At 69.2% G+C, this 15,910-nt stretch carries 8 protein-coding genes; 5 read left to right on the forward strand and 3 right to left on the reverse strand.

Features of this window, described 5'->3' with window-relative positions:
- The first annotated feature begins 254 nt into the window (after positions 1 to 254).
- The 3 genes from nirB (at position 255) to OHA55_RS07760 (ending at position 4,267) form a co-directional block, all read left to right on the forward strand.
- Complete coding sequence (gene nirB / locus OHA55_RS07750) at positions 255 to 2,882, forward strand: nitrite reductase large subunit NirB (protein WP_323180377.1); 2,628 nt, start codon at positions 255 to 257, stop codon at positions 2,880 to 2,882.
- Positions 2,882 to 3,250: a nitrite reductase small subunit NirD gene (gene nirD / locus OHA55_RS07755; protein ID WP_266704075.1), complete on the forward strand. Its 369-nt coding sequence runs from the start codon at positions 2,882 to 2,884 to the stop codon at positions 3,248 to 3,250. Before nirB ends, nirD begins: the two co-directional genes overlap by 1 nt.
- A 93-nt stretch (positions 3,251 to 3,343) precedes the next feature.
- Complete coding sequence (locus OHA55_RS07760) at positions 3,344 to 4,267, forward strand: oxidoreductase (RefSeq protein ID WP_266704077.1); 924 nt, start codon at positions 3,344 to 3,346, stop codon at positions 4,265 to 4,267.
- A 13-nt stretch (positions 4,268 to 4,280) separates the two neighbouring features.
- Here OHA55_RS07760 and OHA55_RS07765 read toward each other — a convergent pair whose 3' ends face one another.
- Positions 4,281 to 4,691, reverse strand: a complete 411-nt coding sequence (locus OHA55_RS07765) for a VOC family protein (protein WP_266704079.1) — start codon at positions 4,689 to 4,691, stop codon at positions 4,281 to 4,283.
- A gap of 218 nt (positions 4,692 to 4,909) precedes the next feature.
- Between OHA55_RS07765 and OHA55_RS07770 the strand changes: the two genes are divergently transcribed.
- The gene (locus OHA55_RS07770; protein WP_266704081.1) at positions 4,910 to 5,521 is read left to right on the forward strand and encodes a TetR/AcrR family transcriptional regulator; all 612 of its coding nucleotides are present in this window, start codon (positions 4,910 to 4,912) and stop codon (positions 5,519 to 5,521) included.
- A 105-nt stretch (positions 5,522 to 5,626) separates the two neighbouring features.
- Complete coding sequence (locus OHA55_RS07775; protein WP_266704083.1) at positions 5,627 to 7,204, forward strand: MDR family MFS transporter; 1,578 nt, start codon at positions 5,627 to 5,629, stop codon at positions 7,202 to 7,204.
- Between the two features lie 359 nt (positions 7,205 to 7,563).
- Here OHA55_RS07775 and OHA55_RS07780 read toward each other — a convergent pair whose 3' ends face one another.
- Together OHA55_RS07780 and OHA55_RS07785 are read right to left on the reverse strand one after the other, a co-directional pair.
- The gene (locus tag OHA55_RS07780) at positions 7,564 to 8,007 is read right to left on the reverse strand and encodes an SUKH-3 domain-containing protein (RefSeq protein ID WP_266704085.1); all 444 of its coding nucleotides are present in this window, start codon (positions 8,005 to 8,007) and stop codon (positions 7,564 to 7,566) included.
- A 3-nt stretch (positions 8,008 to 8,010) separates the two neighbouring features.
- Complete coding sequence (locus OHA55_RS07785; RefSeq protein WP_266704087.1) at positions 8,011 to 15,714, reverse strand: polymorphic toxin-type HINT domain-containing protein; 7,704 nt, start codon at positions 15,712 to 15,714, stop codon at positions 8,011 to 8,013.
- Between the last annotated feature and the right edge of the window lie 196 nt (positions 15,715 to 15,910).

Here is a 15,910-nt window from a genome sequence, read left to right on the forward strand (position 1 = left end):
CCGACCTGCACGGTTCTCCACGATGCGGCTGAGGTCCGGCTCCCGGGCGCACCCTCACACCCGCCACCGGCCCGTGCTGAGCGCAAGGTTCCTCCCGGGAAACAGCCGGGATGCGGTCGGGTAACACCGACCGCCCATCGTCTGTGCCATGACGAGCGGCGGGTGCGACCCGACCGCATCCGGCGGGACGGCGGACCGCTCCCCGCCGGGTACGTCCCCGCTCCACCCGCTGACCGACGACGGAGGCTTCTGAGATGCCGGTGTCCCCCTTCCCGACTTCCCCGACTTCCGCGACCGCCCTTGCCGCGACCGCCTCCGCTTCCGCCGCCACCCCCGTGCACACGATCGTCGTCGTGGGGCACGGCATGGTCGGTCAGCGGTTCCTGGAGGCGCTCGCCGAGCGGGGCCTGACCCCGGCGGCCGGTGGCCCGCGGGTGGTCGTGCTCTGCGAGGAGCCCCGCCCCGCCTACGACCGGGTCCACCTGACCTCGTACTTCTCCGGCACCTCGCCCGAGGAGCTCTCCATGGTCGAGGCCGGGTTCATGGAGACCCACGGCATCGAGCTGTACGTCGGCGACCCGGCGGAGTCCGTCGATCGCGAGGGCCGCACGGTCACCTCGCGGTCCGGGCTCACCTTCGGGTACGACACGCTGGTGCTGGCCACCGGCTCCTTCCCGTTCGTCCCGCCGGTGCCCGGCAAGGACGCGGAGGGCTGCTTCGTCTACCGCACCATCGAGGACCTGCTCGCCATCGAGGAGTACGCGAAGAACGCGACGACCGGCGCGGTGGTCGGCGGAGGGCTGCTCGGTCTGGAGGCGGCCGGGGCGCTCAAGGGACTCGGGCTCGACACGCACGTGGTGGAGTTCGCGCCCCGGCTGATGCCGGTCCAGGTGGACGAGGGCGGCGGCGCCGCGCTGCTGCGCACCATCGAGTCCATGGGGCTGAGCGTCCACACGGGCGTCGGCACCCAGGAGGTCACCACCGGGGAGGACGGTGCCGTCAACGGCATGGCGCTCTCGGACGGTTCCGCCCTCGCCACCGATCTGGTGGTCTTCTCGGCGGGCGTCCGGCCCCGCGACCAGCTGGCCCGAGACTGCGGCCTGGAGGTCGGTCCGCGCGGCGGGATCGTCGTGGACGAGGAGTGCCGCACCTCCGACCCGGCGGTGTTCGCCATCGGCGAGTGCGCGCTGGCCTCGGACGGCCGGGTGTACGGGCTGGTGGCGCCGGGTTACGAGATGGCGGTGACGACCGCCGGGGTGATCGCGGGCCAGGAGGCGTCGTTCACCGGGGCGGACCTGTCGACCAAGCTGAAGCTGCTCGGCGTGGACGTGGCCTCGTTCGGTGACGCGCACGGTACGGCCGAGGGCTGCCTCGACGTGGTGTACGCGGACTCCCGCTCGGGGGTCTACAAGAAGCTGGTGATCGGCGCGGACGGCACCCTGCTCGGCGGGGTGCTGGTCGGGGACGCCGATCAGTACGGCATGCTCCGCCCGATGACCGGCACGGTGCTGCCGGTCTCCCCTGAGCAGCTGGTGCTGCCGGCCGGTGCGGGCACCCCGGTCGCGCTGGGCCCGTCCTCGCTGCCGGACGAGGCCGTGATCTGCTCCTGCCACAACGTGACCAAGGGCGCGATCTGCGAGCACACCACGATGCCCGAGGTGAAGAAGTGCACCAAGGCCGGTACGGGGTGCGGGAGTTGCGTCAAGGTCATCGGACAGCTGCTGCCGCAGAGCGCGGACGCGGGGTTGTGCGGCTGCTTCGCCCACACCCGCGGCGAGCTGTACGAGATCGTGCGGACCCTCGGCATCACCACCTTCGCCGAGCTGCTGGACTCGCACGGCCGCGAGGAGGCGCGCGGCGGTGACGGCTGCGAGGTCTGCAAGCCGACGGTCGGTTCGGTCATCGCCTCGCTCGCCCCGACGGTGGGCGCGAGCGGTTACGTGCTGGACGGCGAGCAGGCGTCGCTCCAGGACACCAACGACCACTTCCTCGCCAACCTCCAGAAGAACGGCTCCTATTCGATCGTGCCGCGCATCCCGGGCGGTGAGATCACCCCGGAGAAGCTGATCGTGATCGGCGAGGTGGCCCGCGACTTCGGGCTCTACACGAAGATCACCGGCGGTCAGCGGATCGACCTCTTCGGCGCCCGGGTCGACCAGCTCCCGCTGATCTGGACCCGGTTGGTGGACGCCGGATTCGAGTCGGGGCACGCGTACGGGAAGTCGCTGCGGACGGTCAAGTCCTGCGTGGGGCAGACCTGGTGCCGGTACGGCGTGCAGGACTCGGTGAAGATGGCCATCGACCTGGAGCTGCGCTACCGGGGCCTGCGCTCCCCGCACAAGCTGAAGTCGGCGGTCTCCGGGTGCGCCCGCGAGTGCGCGGAGGCCCGGGGCAAGGACTTCGGGATCATCGCCACCGCCGGCGGCTGGAACCTCTACGTGGGCGGCAACGGCGGCGCGACCCCGCGCCACGCGGACCTGCTCGCGCAGGACCTGTCGGACGCCGAACTCGTGCGCCTCATCGACCGGTTCCTGATGTTCTACATCCGCACCGCGGACCGGCTGGAGCGCACCTCCGCCTGGCTGGACCGGATCGAGGGCGGCCTCGACCACGTGCGGGACGTGGTGGTCCACGACTCGCTCGGGCTCTGCGACGAGCTGGAGCGGATGATGGCCGACCACGTGAAGGGCTACCGCGACGAGTGGGCCGAGACCATCAACGACCCGGAGCGGCTGCGCCGCTTCGTGACCTTCGTGAACGCGCCCGACGCGCCGGACCCCTCGGTGCGGTTCGTGCCCGAGCGCGACCAGATCAAGCCCGACCTCGACATCCTCGCGGGCCCGGTGCTCGCGATCCGCACCCTGGAAGGGACCGCATCCTGATGACGGTGACGACGACGGCCCAGGCGCCCGCCACGGACCTCGGCACGGTGCTGCAACTCAGCTACGAAGGCGGCTGGTTCACTCTCTGCGAGCGCTCCCTGCTGGCCCCCGGGCGCGGGGTGGCGGCGCTGCTCCCGGACGGGCGCCAGGTGGCGGTGTTCACGGACCGGGCGGGACGCGCGTACGCGATCGACAACCGGGACCCGTTCACGGGGGCGTACGTCCTCTCGCGCGGGCTGCTCGGGTCGGCCGACGGACGCCCGTTCGTGGCCTCGCCGTTGCTGAAGCAGCGGTTCGACCTCGCGACGGGCGCCTGCCTGGACGACGACGGGGTGACGGTGGAGGCGTACGAGCTCCGGGAGGTGTAGGCCTCGCAGCCCGGTTCTCCGGTGCGGTCCGGGCCCCCGCCCCTGCGGGTGCCGGACCGTACGGCCGTGCCCGCCGGTCGTACCCTGGGGCGCATGATCCAGGGCTGGAACACGCGCGACATTCCCGACCAGAGCGGCCGCACGGCCGTGGTCACCGGGGCCAACAGCGGTCTCGGCCTCGTCACGGCACGGGAGTTGGCCCGGCACGGTGCCCGGGTACTGCTGGCCTGCCGCGACGAGGAACGCGGCGGCGTCGCGGCGGAGCGCATCCGGCGGGCGGTCTCCGGGGCGGACGTGGCGTTCGCCCCGCTGGACCTGGCGGACCTGGCCTCCGTACGGAAGTTCGCGGCCTCGCACGCCCCGGACCGGATCGAGCTGCTCGTCAACAACGCGGGCGTGATGGCCCTCCCGTACGGGCGGACCGCGGACGGCTTCGAGACCCAGTTCGGCGTCAACCACCTCGGGCACTACGCCCTCACCGGACTGCTGCTGCCCGCCCTGCGCGCCGCCGGCAAAGCCCGGGTGGTGACGGTGTCGAGCGGGCTGCACGCTCTGGCCGACATCGACATGGGCGACCTCAACAGCGAGCACCACTACCGGCGTTGGATCGCCTACGGCGCGTCCAAGTCGGCCAACCTGCTCTTCGTCCACGAGTTCGCGCGGCTGCTGGCGCGGTCCGGTTCGCCGATCGTGGCAGCCGCCGCCCACCCCGGGTACGCCTCCACCAACCTGGCGACGGCGGCGCCCCGGCTGGAGCAGCGGCCCCTCAGGGAGCGGGTGATAGGGCTCGGCAACCTGCTTCTCGCGCAGACCGCCACGGCCGGAGCGCTGCCCGTGCTGTACGCGGCGACGGCGCCCGGAGTGCGCCCCGACTCGTTCACCGGACCGGGGCGGCTGGGGTGGCGCGGTGCGCCGGCCCCGTCCTGGCGGGCCCGGCGCACCCGGGACGACGTGGCGGGCGAGCGGCTCTGGTCGGCCTCCCAGCAGCTCACCGGGGTGACCTACCCGGGGCTCTGACGCTCCGGGGAGGTCAGGAGCGTTCGGCGACGGCGGCCGGGTCCATCCACATGACCTCCCAGACGTGGTGGTCCGGGTCCTGGAAGGAGCGGCCGTACATCGTGCCGTAGTCCTGGGTGGCGCCGGCCGGGAAGCCTCCGGCGGCCAGCGCCGTGTCGACGGTCTCGTCCACCTCGGCGCGGCTCTCGGCGCTCAGACAGAGCATGACCTCGGTCGTCTTCCGTGCGTCCGCGATCTCCTTGGTGGCGAAGTCCTTGAAGCGCGGTTCGGTGAGCAGCATGGCGTAGATCGTGTCGCTGATGACGACGCAGGCGGCGTGCTCGTCGGTGAAACCGGGGTTGCAGTGGTAACCGAGCTTCTCGAAGAAGGCCTTGCTGACGTCGAGGTCCTTCACCGGGAGGTTCACGAAGATCATCTTGTCCATGGTGGTCCCACTCCTCCGTTTCGCCGCCGCCGGGGTTCGGCGGCGGTCCGCGCGGCGCTTCGGAGCCTGTCCGATGCCTCGGCCGTCCTGGCTCCGCTTCCGTGCGCTTTCGGAGAGGTAGACGGTCCACGCGCCGGGAACTCATCGGCCGGAGCGGGGGATCGGCCCGAAAAGAATGAACTTTGCAGACTGTGCACTTTTGCATAGCATGCACCTTCGTGACCTCCTCTCCCCCTCCGCCGCCCGGCCTGCGCGAGCGCAAGAAGCGCGCGACCCGTGACGCCCTGGTCGACACGGCCCTGCGCATGGCGGTCGAGCACGGGCTCGACCAGGTGACGGTGGAAGCGGTCACGGCGGCCGTCGGGGTCTCGGTGCGGACCTTCTTCAACTACTTCGCCCATCTCGAGGACGCGATCCTCGTCCCGGACCCGGACAGCGCCGCACGCACCCGTACCGCGGTCCTCGCCGCGCCCGCGGACCTCGGCCCGCTCGCCGTACTGCGCCAGGTCCTCGGGGAGGAACTCGCCCACATCGAGGACGCGCCGGAGCGGTGGGAACTCCAGTGCACCGTGCTGGACCGCACCCCGGCGCTCTTCCCCCGCTTCCTCGCGGCGCGCGGCGCCGACGAGGAGGCGCTGATCGCGGCGGTCGCCGAACGCCTCGGCCAGGACGCCAAGACCGGCCTGCGCCCCCGGCTGCTGGTGCACGCCGCCGTCGCCGCCGTCCGGGCGGCGGTGGAGATCTGGACCGCCACCGGCCGCTCCCGCGCCTTCCTGACCTACTACGACGAGGCGTTCGACGAACTCGCCGCCGGTCTCGGCGACCGATAGGCCCGCCGGACCACCCCACACCCCCGCCGTCCCGACCCGGGCCGGCCCGTCCGCCGCTCCCCCGAGGAACGGCCGCACCATCAGGAACAAGAGGTACGCCAGCCGATGTCCGCTGCCGTGACGCCCGAAACCCGGGAGTCCTCATCCATGAACCACCGCCAGATAATCCAGGCCATGTCCGGGCTCATGGCCGGAATGTTCGTGGCCATCCTCGCCTCGACGGTCGTCGCCAACGCGCTTCCGCGCATCATCACCGACCTGCACGGCAGCCAGTCCTCGTACACCTGGGTGGTCACCGCCGAGCTGCTCGCGATGACGGCGACCGTGCCGGTCTGGGGCAAGCTCTCCGACCTCTACGACAAGAAGGTGCTGCTCCAGCTCTCCCTGTCGATGTTCGTCGTCGGCTCGCTCGTCGCCGGCTTCTCCCACAGCGTCACCGTGCTCATCATCAGCCGGGTGCTCCAGGGCATCGGCGCCGGTGGCCTCACCGCGCTCGCCCAGGTCGTGATGGCCTCGATCATCCCGCCGCGTGAACTCGGCAAGTTCTCCGGCATCTTCGGCGCCGTCTTCGCGGTCGGCACCGTCGCGGGACCGCTGATCGGCGGCGTGCTCGTCGACACCTCGTGGCTCGGCTGGCGCTGGTGCTTCTTCATCGGCGTACCGTTCGCACTGCTCGCCATCTTCCTCCTGCAGAAGACGCTCAAGCTGCCCGTCGTCCGCCGCGAGGCGAAGATCGACTACCTCGGCGCCTTCCTCATCATGGCCGGGGTCAGCGCACTCCTGCTCTGGGTGACCCTCGGCGGCTCGAAGTTCGACTGGGTCTCCGGCCCGTCGGCCGCGCTCGTCCTCGGCGGTGCCGCCCTGATCGCGCTCGCCGTCCTGGTCGAGTCGAAGGTCCAGGAACCGATGATCCCGCTGAGCATCTTCCGCAACCGGACCGTCTCCCTGACCACCGTGGCGAGCTTCCTCGTCGGTGTGGCCATGTTCGGCGGCACCGTCTTCCTCTCGCAGTACTTCCAGATCTCGCTGGGCAAGTCCCCGACGATCGCCGGCCTGATGAGCCTGCCGATGATCCTCGGCCTGATGGTCTCGACGACCGTCGCCGGGCAGCTCATCAGCCGGCGCGGCAAGTGGAAGGCGTTCCTGGTCGCGGGCGGCATCATCATGACGGCCGGCATGTGCCTGCTCTCCACCATCGGCGCCGGCACGTCCTTCCTCGTCATCGCGCCCTGCATGGCCGTCCTCGGCATAGGCGTCGGCATGCTGATGCAGAACCTGGTCCTCGCCGCCCAGAACGACGTGCCCGCCGCGGAGTTGGGCGCCGCGACCTCCACCCTCTCCTTCTTCCGCAGCCTCGGCGGCGCGGTGGGCACCAGCGCGCTGGGCGCGGTGCTCAGCCACCGGGTCGCCTCGGAGCTGGAGAAGGGCTTCGGCAGCTCCGCGTCGGGCGGCGGTGACGGGGCGATCCCTGACCTCACGACCCTGCCGGAGTCGGCCCGCGTGATCGTGGAGAACGCGTACGGGGTGGCGACGGGCTCCGTCTTCCTCGCCGGCGCGCCCTTCGCGCTGCTCGCGCTGATCGCGGTGATCTTCATCAAGGAGAAGCCGCTGAAGACGAAGAGCGGTCTGGAGCGCCTCGCCGAGGAGGGCGAGGAGCAGCCGCCGGTCGTGCCGGTGCACTGAGGTTCCGGACAGCAGATCGGAGGTCTGATTCGGCACTGCCGCCAACCTCCGCCGCCGCACCGCGCGGAAGCCCCGTCAGGACGCACCTGACGGGGCTTCTGTCATCGCCGCGGGCTCTTCGTGAACCCGGCGGATCGGCGCGTGAAGACTCCCCCCGGGGCAGAAACCGGCCCGGGGGCCGAGGCAGGGTGAACAGAGGCCTGACCGAAAACACGGCAAGCCCCGCCGGAGGACGTCCCGGCGGGGCTTGTCGACTGTTTCTCCGGAGTCTCAGCGGCTGCACATCGACGGGGGCAGAACCGACTCAGTACCGCCTGAGCGACGATCCCGCCGATCCCTCCCGAACGCAACCGCTGCGGCTACCGGTCAGGAATTTCCAGCTTCACAGCCTTGACTCCCCTGATCATGCTGGTGAGGCCTTCCGTACACACACCCAGCCGGAATGCCCACACCCCGACCAGATACAGAACCGCCTCTTCGTCGATGGCGATAAAAAACTCACCACGTCCGATTTCTCCAACAGGAAAAAATTTTCGCTGGAATTTCTGCGAGAGCTCTTCGAACCTGCCCTCTTCGCCGATCGCCAGCTCCGGATCGATCTCGAAGGGTTCCCTCGCGACCGACTGTCCCGCGCCATGCACATCGACGGAGATCCCGCCGAACTCCCCAAGAAATTTCTCCGCAGCCTCATGCCAGGTGAAGCCGGAAAGTTCTTCCTTGTAGCCTTCGATTCCCACCGTTCGTCCGGGGAACCATCCGGACCGACGCAATACGCTCTCCACGTCCGCGGCAAACACGTCCATCCGTCACCCCGTCTCGAATTCGATACCGAAATGCTTGACCAGGGCCTTGCAGCTGTCGCACGGACCGATCCCCAGCATGAAATTCTTATTCCCTCTTGCTCGCCCCACGACTGAGGCTGCCGTGGCACCAGTCGGATCCTGACCGGAGTTCAGAGCCTGAGTGAGACACTCCACGAGCCCGCATCCTCCGTGGTTGTTCCCTCTGTTCAGAACAGGAACCGAATCAAGGATGGACTGCACCACGGGATGAACCTGGCGGTCGCCGGCACCCCCGTCGCTGTGCGCGAGGATGGGCTCCCCATCGCCGATCTTCAGCGTCTCGATCGTGTTGGGGCGCTGTGACTTCGTCAGATCAGCGACTCTTTCCGCCTCGGCGTTGGCGGCGTCGAGAGCAGTGTCGCAGTTGTGCACGAGTACCGGCGCGGTACCCGCCAGCACATAGTACGTGTGGAGGTCGTTGACGGTGAGGTTGTGGACGGTGGCGTCCGGCGCCGTCCAGCGATCGATCGCGCTGATCTGGACGTAGGTGCCGGCGCTGGTACGGAGCCACTGACCGGGCTTCAGGTCCGTGGCGTCGAGCCACTTCCCCACGGCCTCGACCCAGAAGGGGTGGTTGTACGTCGCCGTGACCGAGGCGGTCTTGTCGCCCTTGTCGCCATCGGTGTCGATGGTGACCTCGACCAGGTGCTTGGAGCCCTCACCCTTGATCTCGGCGGTGACGGTCTCGGAGGTCGTCTCACCGGTCTCGGGGTCGGTGGCGAGGACCTTGTCGCCGTTCTTGACCTTTTCGATCGGCTTGGTCGACCCGTCGGCCATCACCACCAAGGTGCCCGGAACGAAGCTGTTCGGCTTCGAGCAGCTCTCCCCCGCGGGCGCGCTCTCGTCGACTCCGTCCTTGCCGTTCTCCTTCTTGGACTTCCGGGAGACCTTCTGCGCCGCGCTCTTGACCTTTTCGTTGGCCTTGGCGGCAGCCCTCTTGGCCTTCTGGGCTGCGTTTCCTGTCTTCTCGGCCGCCTTTTTCGCCGCCCGGGTGGCCGCTTCCTTTGCCTTCTTCTTCGCCAGCTGTGCGGCCTTCTTGGCAGCCGCCTTGGCCGCCGCCTTGGCCGCCTTGGCCGCGGCGCGCGCCGCCTTGGCCGCAGCGATGATCTTGCGGGCCTTCTCCTGGGCCTTGCGCCAGGCACTGATCGCGCTGAAGGTCTTCTCGACCGCGCGCCAGATCTTCTTGCCCTTGCTGAAGACCGAGGTCCACGGAATGGCGTCGATGATCAGCGAGCCGCAGGCCCACATGTCGCCGCGGGAGAAGCAGCTGACGACGTCGTTCCAGCCGATGAACTCCTTGAACACCGCCCAGCCGACATTCATGATGATGTCGGCCATCGACGTGTTCACCTGCTGGTTGGCCCAGGCCTCCTCAGCGGTCTCGGCACCGCCGCCACCTCCGCCGCCTCCACCGACGGAGTCCATCATCATGCCGCTCGGGTCGGCGTAGGTGACGGGGTTGTTCTCGCAGTAGACGTACCCGTTCATCTGCACCGGGTCGGCCAGGTCGAGCACCGGGTCGGCGGAGATGAAGCGGCCGGTCTCGGGGTCGTACTCACGGGCCCCGAGGTGGATCAGGCCGGTGGCGTTGTCGTCGTCACCACCGATGTAGCCCTTGTGGGAAAGCCAGTTGGCGTTCTCCTTGCGGGCGACTCCGAAGGCGTCCGTCTTGTCGAACTTCACCGCGTTGCCGGCGGCGAGCTTGACGTTGATGTAGGCGGTGCCGTTCTGGTCGGTCACCTGCATCGACAACTGGTCGGCGCCGCCGCCCTGCTTGAACCGCATCACCAGCGGGCCGCCGGCCTGCTGGTAGTAGCGCTCCGAGAAGTTCGGCGTGCCGTCGACGTTGACCGAGATGGTGGTGTCGCCGAGGTACAGGGTCCGGGTGCTCGCGGTGACCGCCATCAGGCGGTTGCCTGAGGGCCCGTAGATGTACTTCGTCTCGTTGGCCGGGGCCCAGGACTGGGCGGCCCCGCTCGCGTCACAGGTGCCGAGCGTGAGATCGGTACCCGCGGCCGTGTTGGCACCGGGGACGACCAGGCACTTGCCGGAAGCGACGTGCTTGAGCTTGTGGCCCGCGTCGGCCGTCGTCCACTGCTGGGCCGCGGCCCCCGTGCACGCGGCGATCACGACCGCCGTGCCGTCGGCGGTGGCGCCGTCCTTCGGCACCACGCACTGACTCATGATCTTCAGTGCGCCCTTGGAGGAGTCGGTGGGCGTGGAGCCCTCGATCCTCAGGTTCTGGGCCCGGGTGCCGTTGCAGCCGTAGAGCTGGATCGCGGTGCCCGCGACCGTCGAGGACGAGGACAGGTCGATGCACTTGCCGGACAGCCCGACCCAGGGACCGGAACCGCTCTCGCCGAAGCCGGTGACCGTCTCCAGGTTGCCGTCCCAGGTCCAGGTCAGACCTTGCTGGTCGCCGCCGTCGGTCCGGGTCTCGGTGTTGCCCGTCTTGTCGTACGTACGGGTCGAGGCCTCGGTGACCTTGGCTCCGGCGTCCGTCAGATAGGTGGACGACATCCCGGTCAGGGTGTGCGGCTGGGTGCCGTCCGCCTTGCCGTAGGTGTAGGAGGTGGAGGCGTCCTTCGCCGGGTCCAGCACGGTGGTGGTGGTGCCGGGGGCGCCGAGGTAGTGGTCGACCTCGGTCTTGCGGTTGCCCATCGCGTCGTACTCGTACGACTTGTGGTAACCGTCCCCGTCCGCACCGATGGTCGGCGCGCTCGGCGTGCCGGTGGACGTCACCGCACACGCGGTGTCGGACGCCGTCCACGCCTGGGTCAGCTGACCGAGCACGTCGTAGCTGAAGCACTGGCGGTCGGTCTTGGAGTCGACCGCGTCCTCGATCTTGGTGACGTTGCCCGCCGCGTCGTACCCGTAGGAACGGACGTTGACCCGGTTGCCGAGGACGGTGGAGGTGTCGCTGGTGGACTCGCGGTCGGTGTACGACTTCGTCAGCTCACCGGTGCGCTCGTCGTACAGGTTGGAGGTCCAGACACGGTTGGGGTTCTCACCCGTGACCGCGCGCAGGACCTGGCCGTAGACGCTGTAGTCGGTGTCCGCGTTGTACCAGTCGATACCCGATGTCGAGACCGGCAGCCCGTCCTCGTTGTACCGGGTGACGATCTTCTCCGGGGAGAGACCGCCCGCCGCGGGCAGCGAAGCCGTCTTCAGCTGGCCGGACTTGCTGTACTCGTACGTATAGGCGTACGTCTCCTGCAAGCCGTACTGCGAGGCGATCGTCGCCGGCAGCGTCAGCTTGGTCCCGGTCGGCTGGTAGTCGGCGTCGTATCCGGTGATGGTGTTGGTGTACGGCAGTCCGTCGGTGTAACGGGTGGTGGTGGCCGGCTGGCCGAGTCCGCCGATGACCGAGTCGTAGGTGGCCGAGGTCAGCAGCTCGCCCGAGGACGAGTCCTTCCGCTGCTCGACCGTCCGGCCGAGTTCGTCGTACTTCACCCAGATCTTGCTCTGCTTGCTGTCCGTGACCGTCTCGGCCCGGCCCAGCACGTCGTACGTGGTGCTGCTCGTGCCCGTGTCCGGGTCGGTGGAGGTCAGCTGCTGGCCGAGCGCGTCGTACGTCCAGGACCAGGTGTTCTTGGACGAGTCCTTCGCCTCGACCTGGTCGCCGCGTGCGTCGTAGCCGTAGGTGGTCGACCGGAACGCGCTGCGTGCGGCGTCCGTGTAGGTGTCGACCCGTACGGTCCGGCCGAGCGCGTCGCTCCAGCTGCGCTGGGCGGCGCCGCCGGTCGGCGGGATGACGGTGGACCAGTCGTAGCCGTACTGGTAGTTCGTCGCCTTGGCGGCCACGGTGGCGCCCGCCATGTACGGAGTCTCCGAAAGGACGCGGCCCTGGCCGTCGTACTTGTAGAGGGTCGCGTTCGGGATCTTGAAGTCGGAGTCGACCTCGTACATCACCGACTGCGGCTCGCCCTCGGCGTAGTAGCCGTTGTTGGTACGGGCGATCGTGCCGTTGGCGCTGTAGATGGTGTCGGTGATCAGGCGGCCTTCGCCGACCGCGGGCTCCTGGCGCTGACGCTCACGTCCCAGACCGTCGTAGAAGACGACGGAGTCGTCGTAGCCGGTGCCGTTGTCCTTCAGCGTGGAGCTGATGACGTTGACCGGCTCACCGGGGGCCGTGTTGTAGGTGAACTTCACCGAGGGAGCCTCGGTGGCCTCCTGCGAGGTGCCCCACCCTGCGGTGGTGCGGCCCAGCGCGTCGTACTGGTAGAGCGTCGTGCGCCCGTTGGCGTCGACCTCCTTCAGCGTGGTGCCGCGCGCCGGCTCCAGGTAGGTGGTGGACGTGTAGTGCTTCGCGTTCTCCTCGGTGATCGAGTAGACCTGGCCGGTGGACGGCGTATAGGTGGTCTTCTCGGTCTCGTTCTTCGCGTTGGTGGTCGTCAGGACCCGGCCGAGGGAGTCGTAGGTGAGCTTCGCCGTCTGCTGCCAGGCGCTGCCCGCCCCGTCCAGCGACCAGGTGGTGGTCGCCGCGCCCGAGGTCGGGGTGGCGCCGAACGCCAGGTCGTCGTAGGCGACGCGCGAACCGGCCATGCGGGCGGACACCGGCGCGGTGGCGGCGGCGGCACAGGTGCCCGCCGTCGTCAGCGTCTCTTTGTCCAGGCCGATCAGGTTCTTCGACGTGTTGTGGACGTAGCTGAGGACCGAGCACGACTCGTCGCCGCTCTTGCCGGTGTCACCGAGGGACTCCACGGTGAGCGGCAGACCGTAGGTGTCGTCGTACGTGGTGTTGGTGCGCAGCGACCGCCACTGCCGCGTCTCGTTCACGTCGTACGTGCCCGAGGAGCGCGTGGTGGTGATGGTGTGGTCGTCCAGCACCCGGTACGCCTTGAGGGCCGGGATGCCGCCATCGCGGGCCCGGCTGGCCAGTTCCACGACCTTCGGGTAGTCCACGGACCGGGAAACCAGGGTGCCGTTGTTCGCCGTGTAGTCGAGCTCCTCGGCGACCCGGCCCTGGAGGGCCTCCACGTCGTCGGCGATCTTGGCGCCGTCGTTGTCGTTGACGACCACCGAGCGCTTGGAGCCGCCCGGCAGCGGGTCCCCGTCCATGCCGCGGAAGTAGCGCACGTCCGACATGGACTTCGCGCTGCCTTCGTACGTGTCCGCGGAGTCGGCGCCGCTGACCGTGCGGACCCGGCTGAAGCCGCGCCACTGGTCGTAGGTGCGGGTCTTCTTCTTCGAGAACTCGGCCTGGTTCAGCGCCCAGGCACCCTTGGTGTCACCGTCGTCGCCGTAGACGTACGAGGTGGTGACGGGCTCGACACCCTTGACGCCCGGGAGTTCCTGGACGTTGTCGACGACGTACTTGTTGAACCACTCGATCGACTCGTCGACCTTGTCCGGGTCCGGGTGCCAGTACGCCGGGTAGCAGAGACCGGTGTTGGACTCGACCGCCGGGAAACCGGAGCCGGACTTGCAGGCGCCGGTGGGCTCGCGGTAGTCGACGAAGGTCTCGCCGCCGTACTCGCTGATGATCCGCTCGATCCGCAGCCGGTCGAACGTCGGGCTCGGGTCCTTCTCACCCCGGCGCACACGGTTCGGCATCGGCTGCGTGTTGGCCACGAACGTCACCGGACGCAGTGCCTGGGACTCGCCGTCGGTGCCGTACCCCGAGCGGGTGATGGAGTCGAGCCAGAGCGCGGTGCCCTCGTCGGTGCGCTCCGCGGGGAGCGACTGCTCCAGCGTCCAGGAGTCGACCTTCGACAGAGTGGCGGAGCCCTCGGTGCGCTGGGTGAAGGTGGTCACCTGGGCCAGGCGCTTGCGGGTCCAGAACGTCGGGATCGGGACGTAGCAGTCCTTGCCGGACTCGCAGAGGAGGTCGGCGGGGGTGTCGTACCAGATGTGGTTCTTCGCGAAGTCGCCCGAGGTGAAGTTCTCCTCGGAGCACGCGATGCCGTCCTCGACGAAGCACCGCTCGTCGACCGAGAAGTCGACGCGGGCGAGCGGCGCGGCGCTGAACAGGGTGCCGGCGCGCTGGCCGTAGTCGATGCGCTTGAGGTAGCCGCCCCGGTCGTAGGAGACGGGCTTCTTGAACTGCATGTTCTGGGCGTAGAGGGACTTCTCCTTGTCCCACCACAGGGACATGGCGCTGCCGGAGGTGTCGACGACGTAGTCGAGGTTCCAGCGCCAGCCGCGGGTGCAGAAGGACTTGGCGAAGTCGGCGTCGTAGCAGTCCTCGCCGGGCTGGTTGCCCGAGACGGGCACGGTCAGCACGGAGTTGGTGACCGGGTCGTCGGCGGCGGTGCCGTTGTCGCTCCAGCCGGGGAGCTTGTGCTTGCCGAAGTAGTAGACCGTGCCGTCGCGGGTGGTGACCTCCCAGTACTCGCCCAGGGAGTCGCCGTTGCCCAGCGAGGTGTCCTTCAGCAGCCGCACCCGCGAGCCGTCACCGTTGGCGGTGACCCACTCGTTGCCGGTCTCGTCGTCGTCCTTGACCAGCTCGGTGGTCGTACCACCCAGGGACAGGGTCGCGTTCTCCGAGCCCTCGCAGAGGTCGCTCGTCTTGCGCTTGGCGTTGTTGCCGCCCTCGGTGTCGTCACGGCAGGACTTGTACGTCCGCGTGATCGACCCCGGGTTGTAGTCCCAGCCATCACCGATCCACGACGCCTGGTTGTTCGTCGCCGACGTACGCCCGTCCACACCCTGGGAGTTGTACCCGAAGGCGAGGCTCGGGGCCGGTCCGCCGGGGACGCTGGGCGCCTGGAGGTTGTACGTGTACGTGAACCCGCCCGAGCTGCTGCCCGCGGCCCAGGAACCGGCGCTGGCCAGCGGAGTCGCGGAGAAGTCACCCTTCGCGCCACTGCCCGCCGAGGTCGCCATGAACACCGAAGAGCCCGAGTTGGAGGCCGCGCTCAGCGCCGCCACCCGGGTCAGCGGGGACGACCCGGAGGTCGGCTTGACGTACAGGGCGGTGGAGACCGTGCCGGTCGAGGTGGCCTCGGCCGTGGTCACCGTGGTGCCGGTGTCGGTGAGGTCGGCGACGTCGAGGGTCGCCTCGATGCGGCGCTCACCGTCGAGGACGCCGTCACCTTCGACGTCGGTGTCCTGCGGGGCGACGACGTTGGTGGTGTCCACCTCGGTCGGCTCCGCACAGCCCTCGACATCGGGCGTGGTCAGGAAGCACTCGGGGAACTTGACCAGCTGGAGCCGGTCCGCCCAGTTCGCCCCGTACAGCTCCGCGAAGTCGGTGTAGTCGATCGCCACCACCGCGTCGCCGGTCGCACCGGCCGGCGGGGTGACCGTGAAGACCAGGCCCTCGACGTCGGCGGCCGAGGACTCGGCCTGGCTCGCCAGAGCGACCTGCCAGTCACCCTCCAGCGCCGTCGTCTCCGCAGGGGTCGCCTCGGCCGGAGCACCGATCTCGATCGGCAACGTGCTGATCGGCTGGGTCTCCCCCGGCGTCAGCGCGTCCACCGTCCCGGTCGCCGGCGTCGTGATGCCGGTCCCCTCCGGAGCGGTGATCTTCTTCGGCTCGTAGTCCTCCGCCGGCGGCACGTCGGCCGTCGTCATGTCGGCGAGACCGCCACCGTCCTCACCGTCGGCGAGTTCGGGCTTGGGCAGGTCGACGAGGTCGACGCCCGAGCGGCTGCTGGGCGGAGGTACGGCATACGAGCTCGGCAGCATGCCGATCGTCACGGCGGTCGCCGCGACGACGACCACGCCGACGCGCGCTCGCCTCCGACGACGGCGCTGCTCCTCGGTGCCGGGGAGATACCCCCGGCCACTCCATGAAAGCGATCCCCACACGACGGCCGCGGCCCCCCACAGTCGATCCCGACCACCGGCCGATCCATGCGTAAGCACACGGCGCCGAAGGCTAATTGATTCGCCGAATGTTCGAGCACGGATTCACAAC

This window comes from Streptomyces sp. NBC_00102 (assembly GCF_026343115.1).
Lineage (GTDB): Bacteria > Actinomycetota > Actinomycetes > Streptomycetales > Streptomycetaceae > Streptomyces.

Bases quoted from the DNA above. Each gene is read 5' to 3' on its own strand.
- nirB (WP_323180377.1), top strand. From the start codon at position 255: ATGCCGGTGTCCCCCTTCCCGACTTCCCCGACTTCCGCGACCGCCCTT.
- nirD (WP_266704075.1), top strand. From the start codon at position 2,882: ATGACGGTGACGACGACGGCCCAGGCGCCCGCCACGGACCTCGGCACG.
- OHA55_RS07760 (WP_266704077.1), top strand. From the start codon at position 3,344: ATGATCCAGGGCTGGAACACGCGCGACATTCCCGACCAGAGCGGCCGC.
- OHA55_RS07765 (WP_266704079.1), bottom strand. From the start codon at position 4,691: ATGGACAAGATGATCTTCGTGAACCTCCCGGTGAAGGACCTCGACGTC.
- OHA55_RS07775 (WP_266704083.1), top strand. From the start codon at position 5,627: ATGTCCGCTGCCGTGACGCCCGAAACCCGGGAGTCCTCATCCATGAAC.
- OHA55_RS07780 (WP_266704085.1), bottom strand. From the start codon at position 8,007: ATGGACGTGTTTGCCGCGGACGTGGAGAGCGTATTGCGTCGGTCCGGA.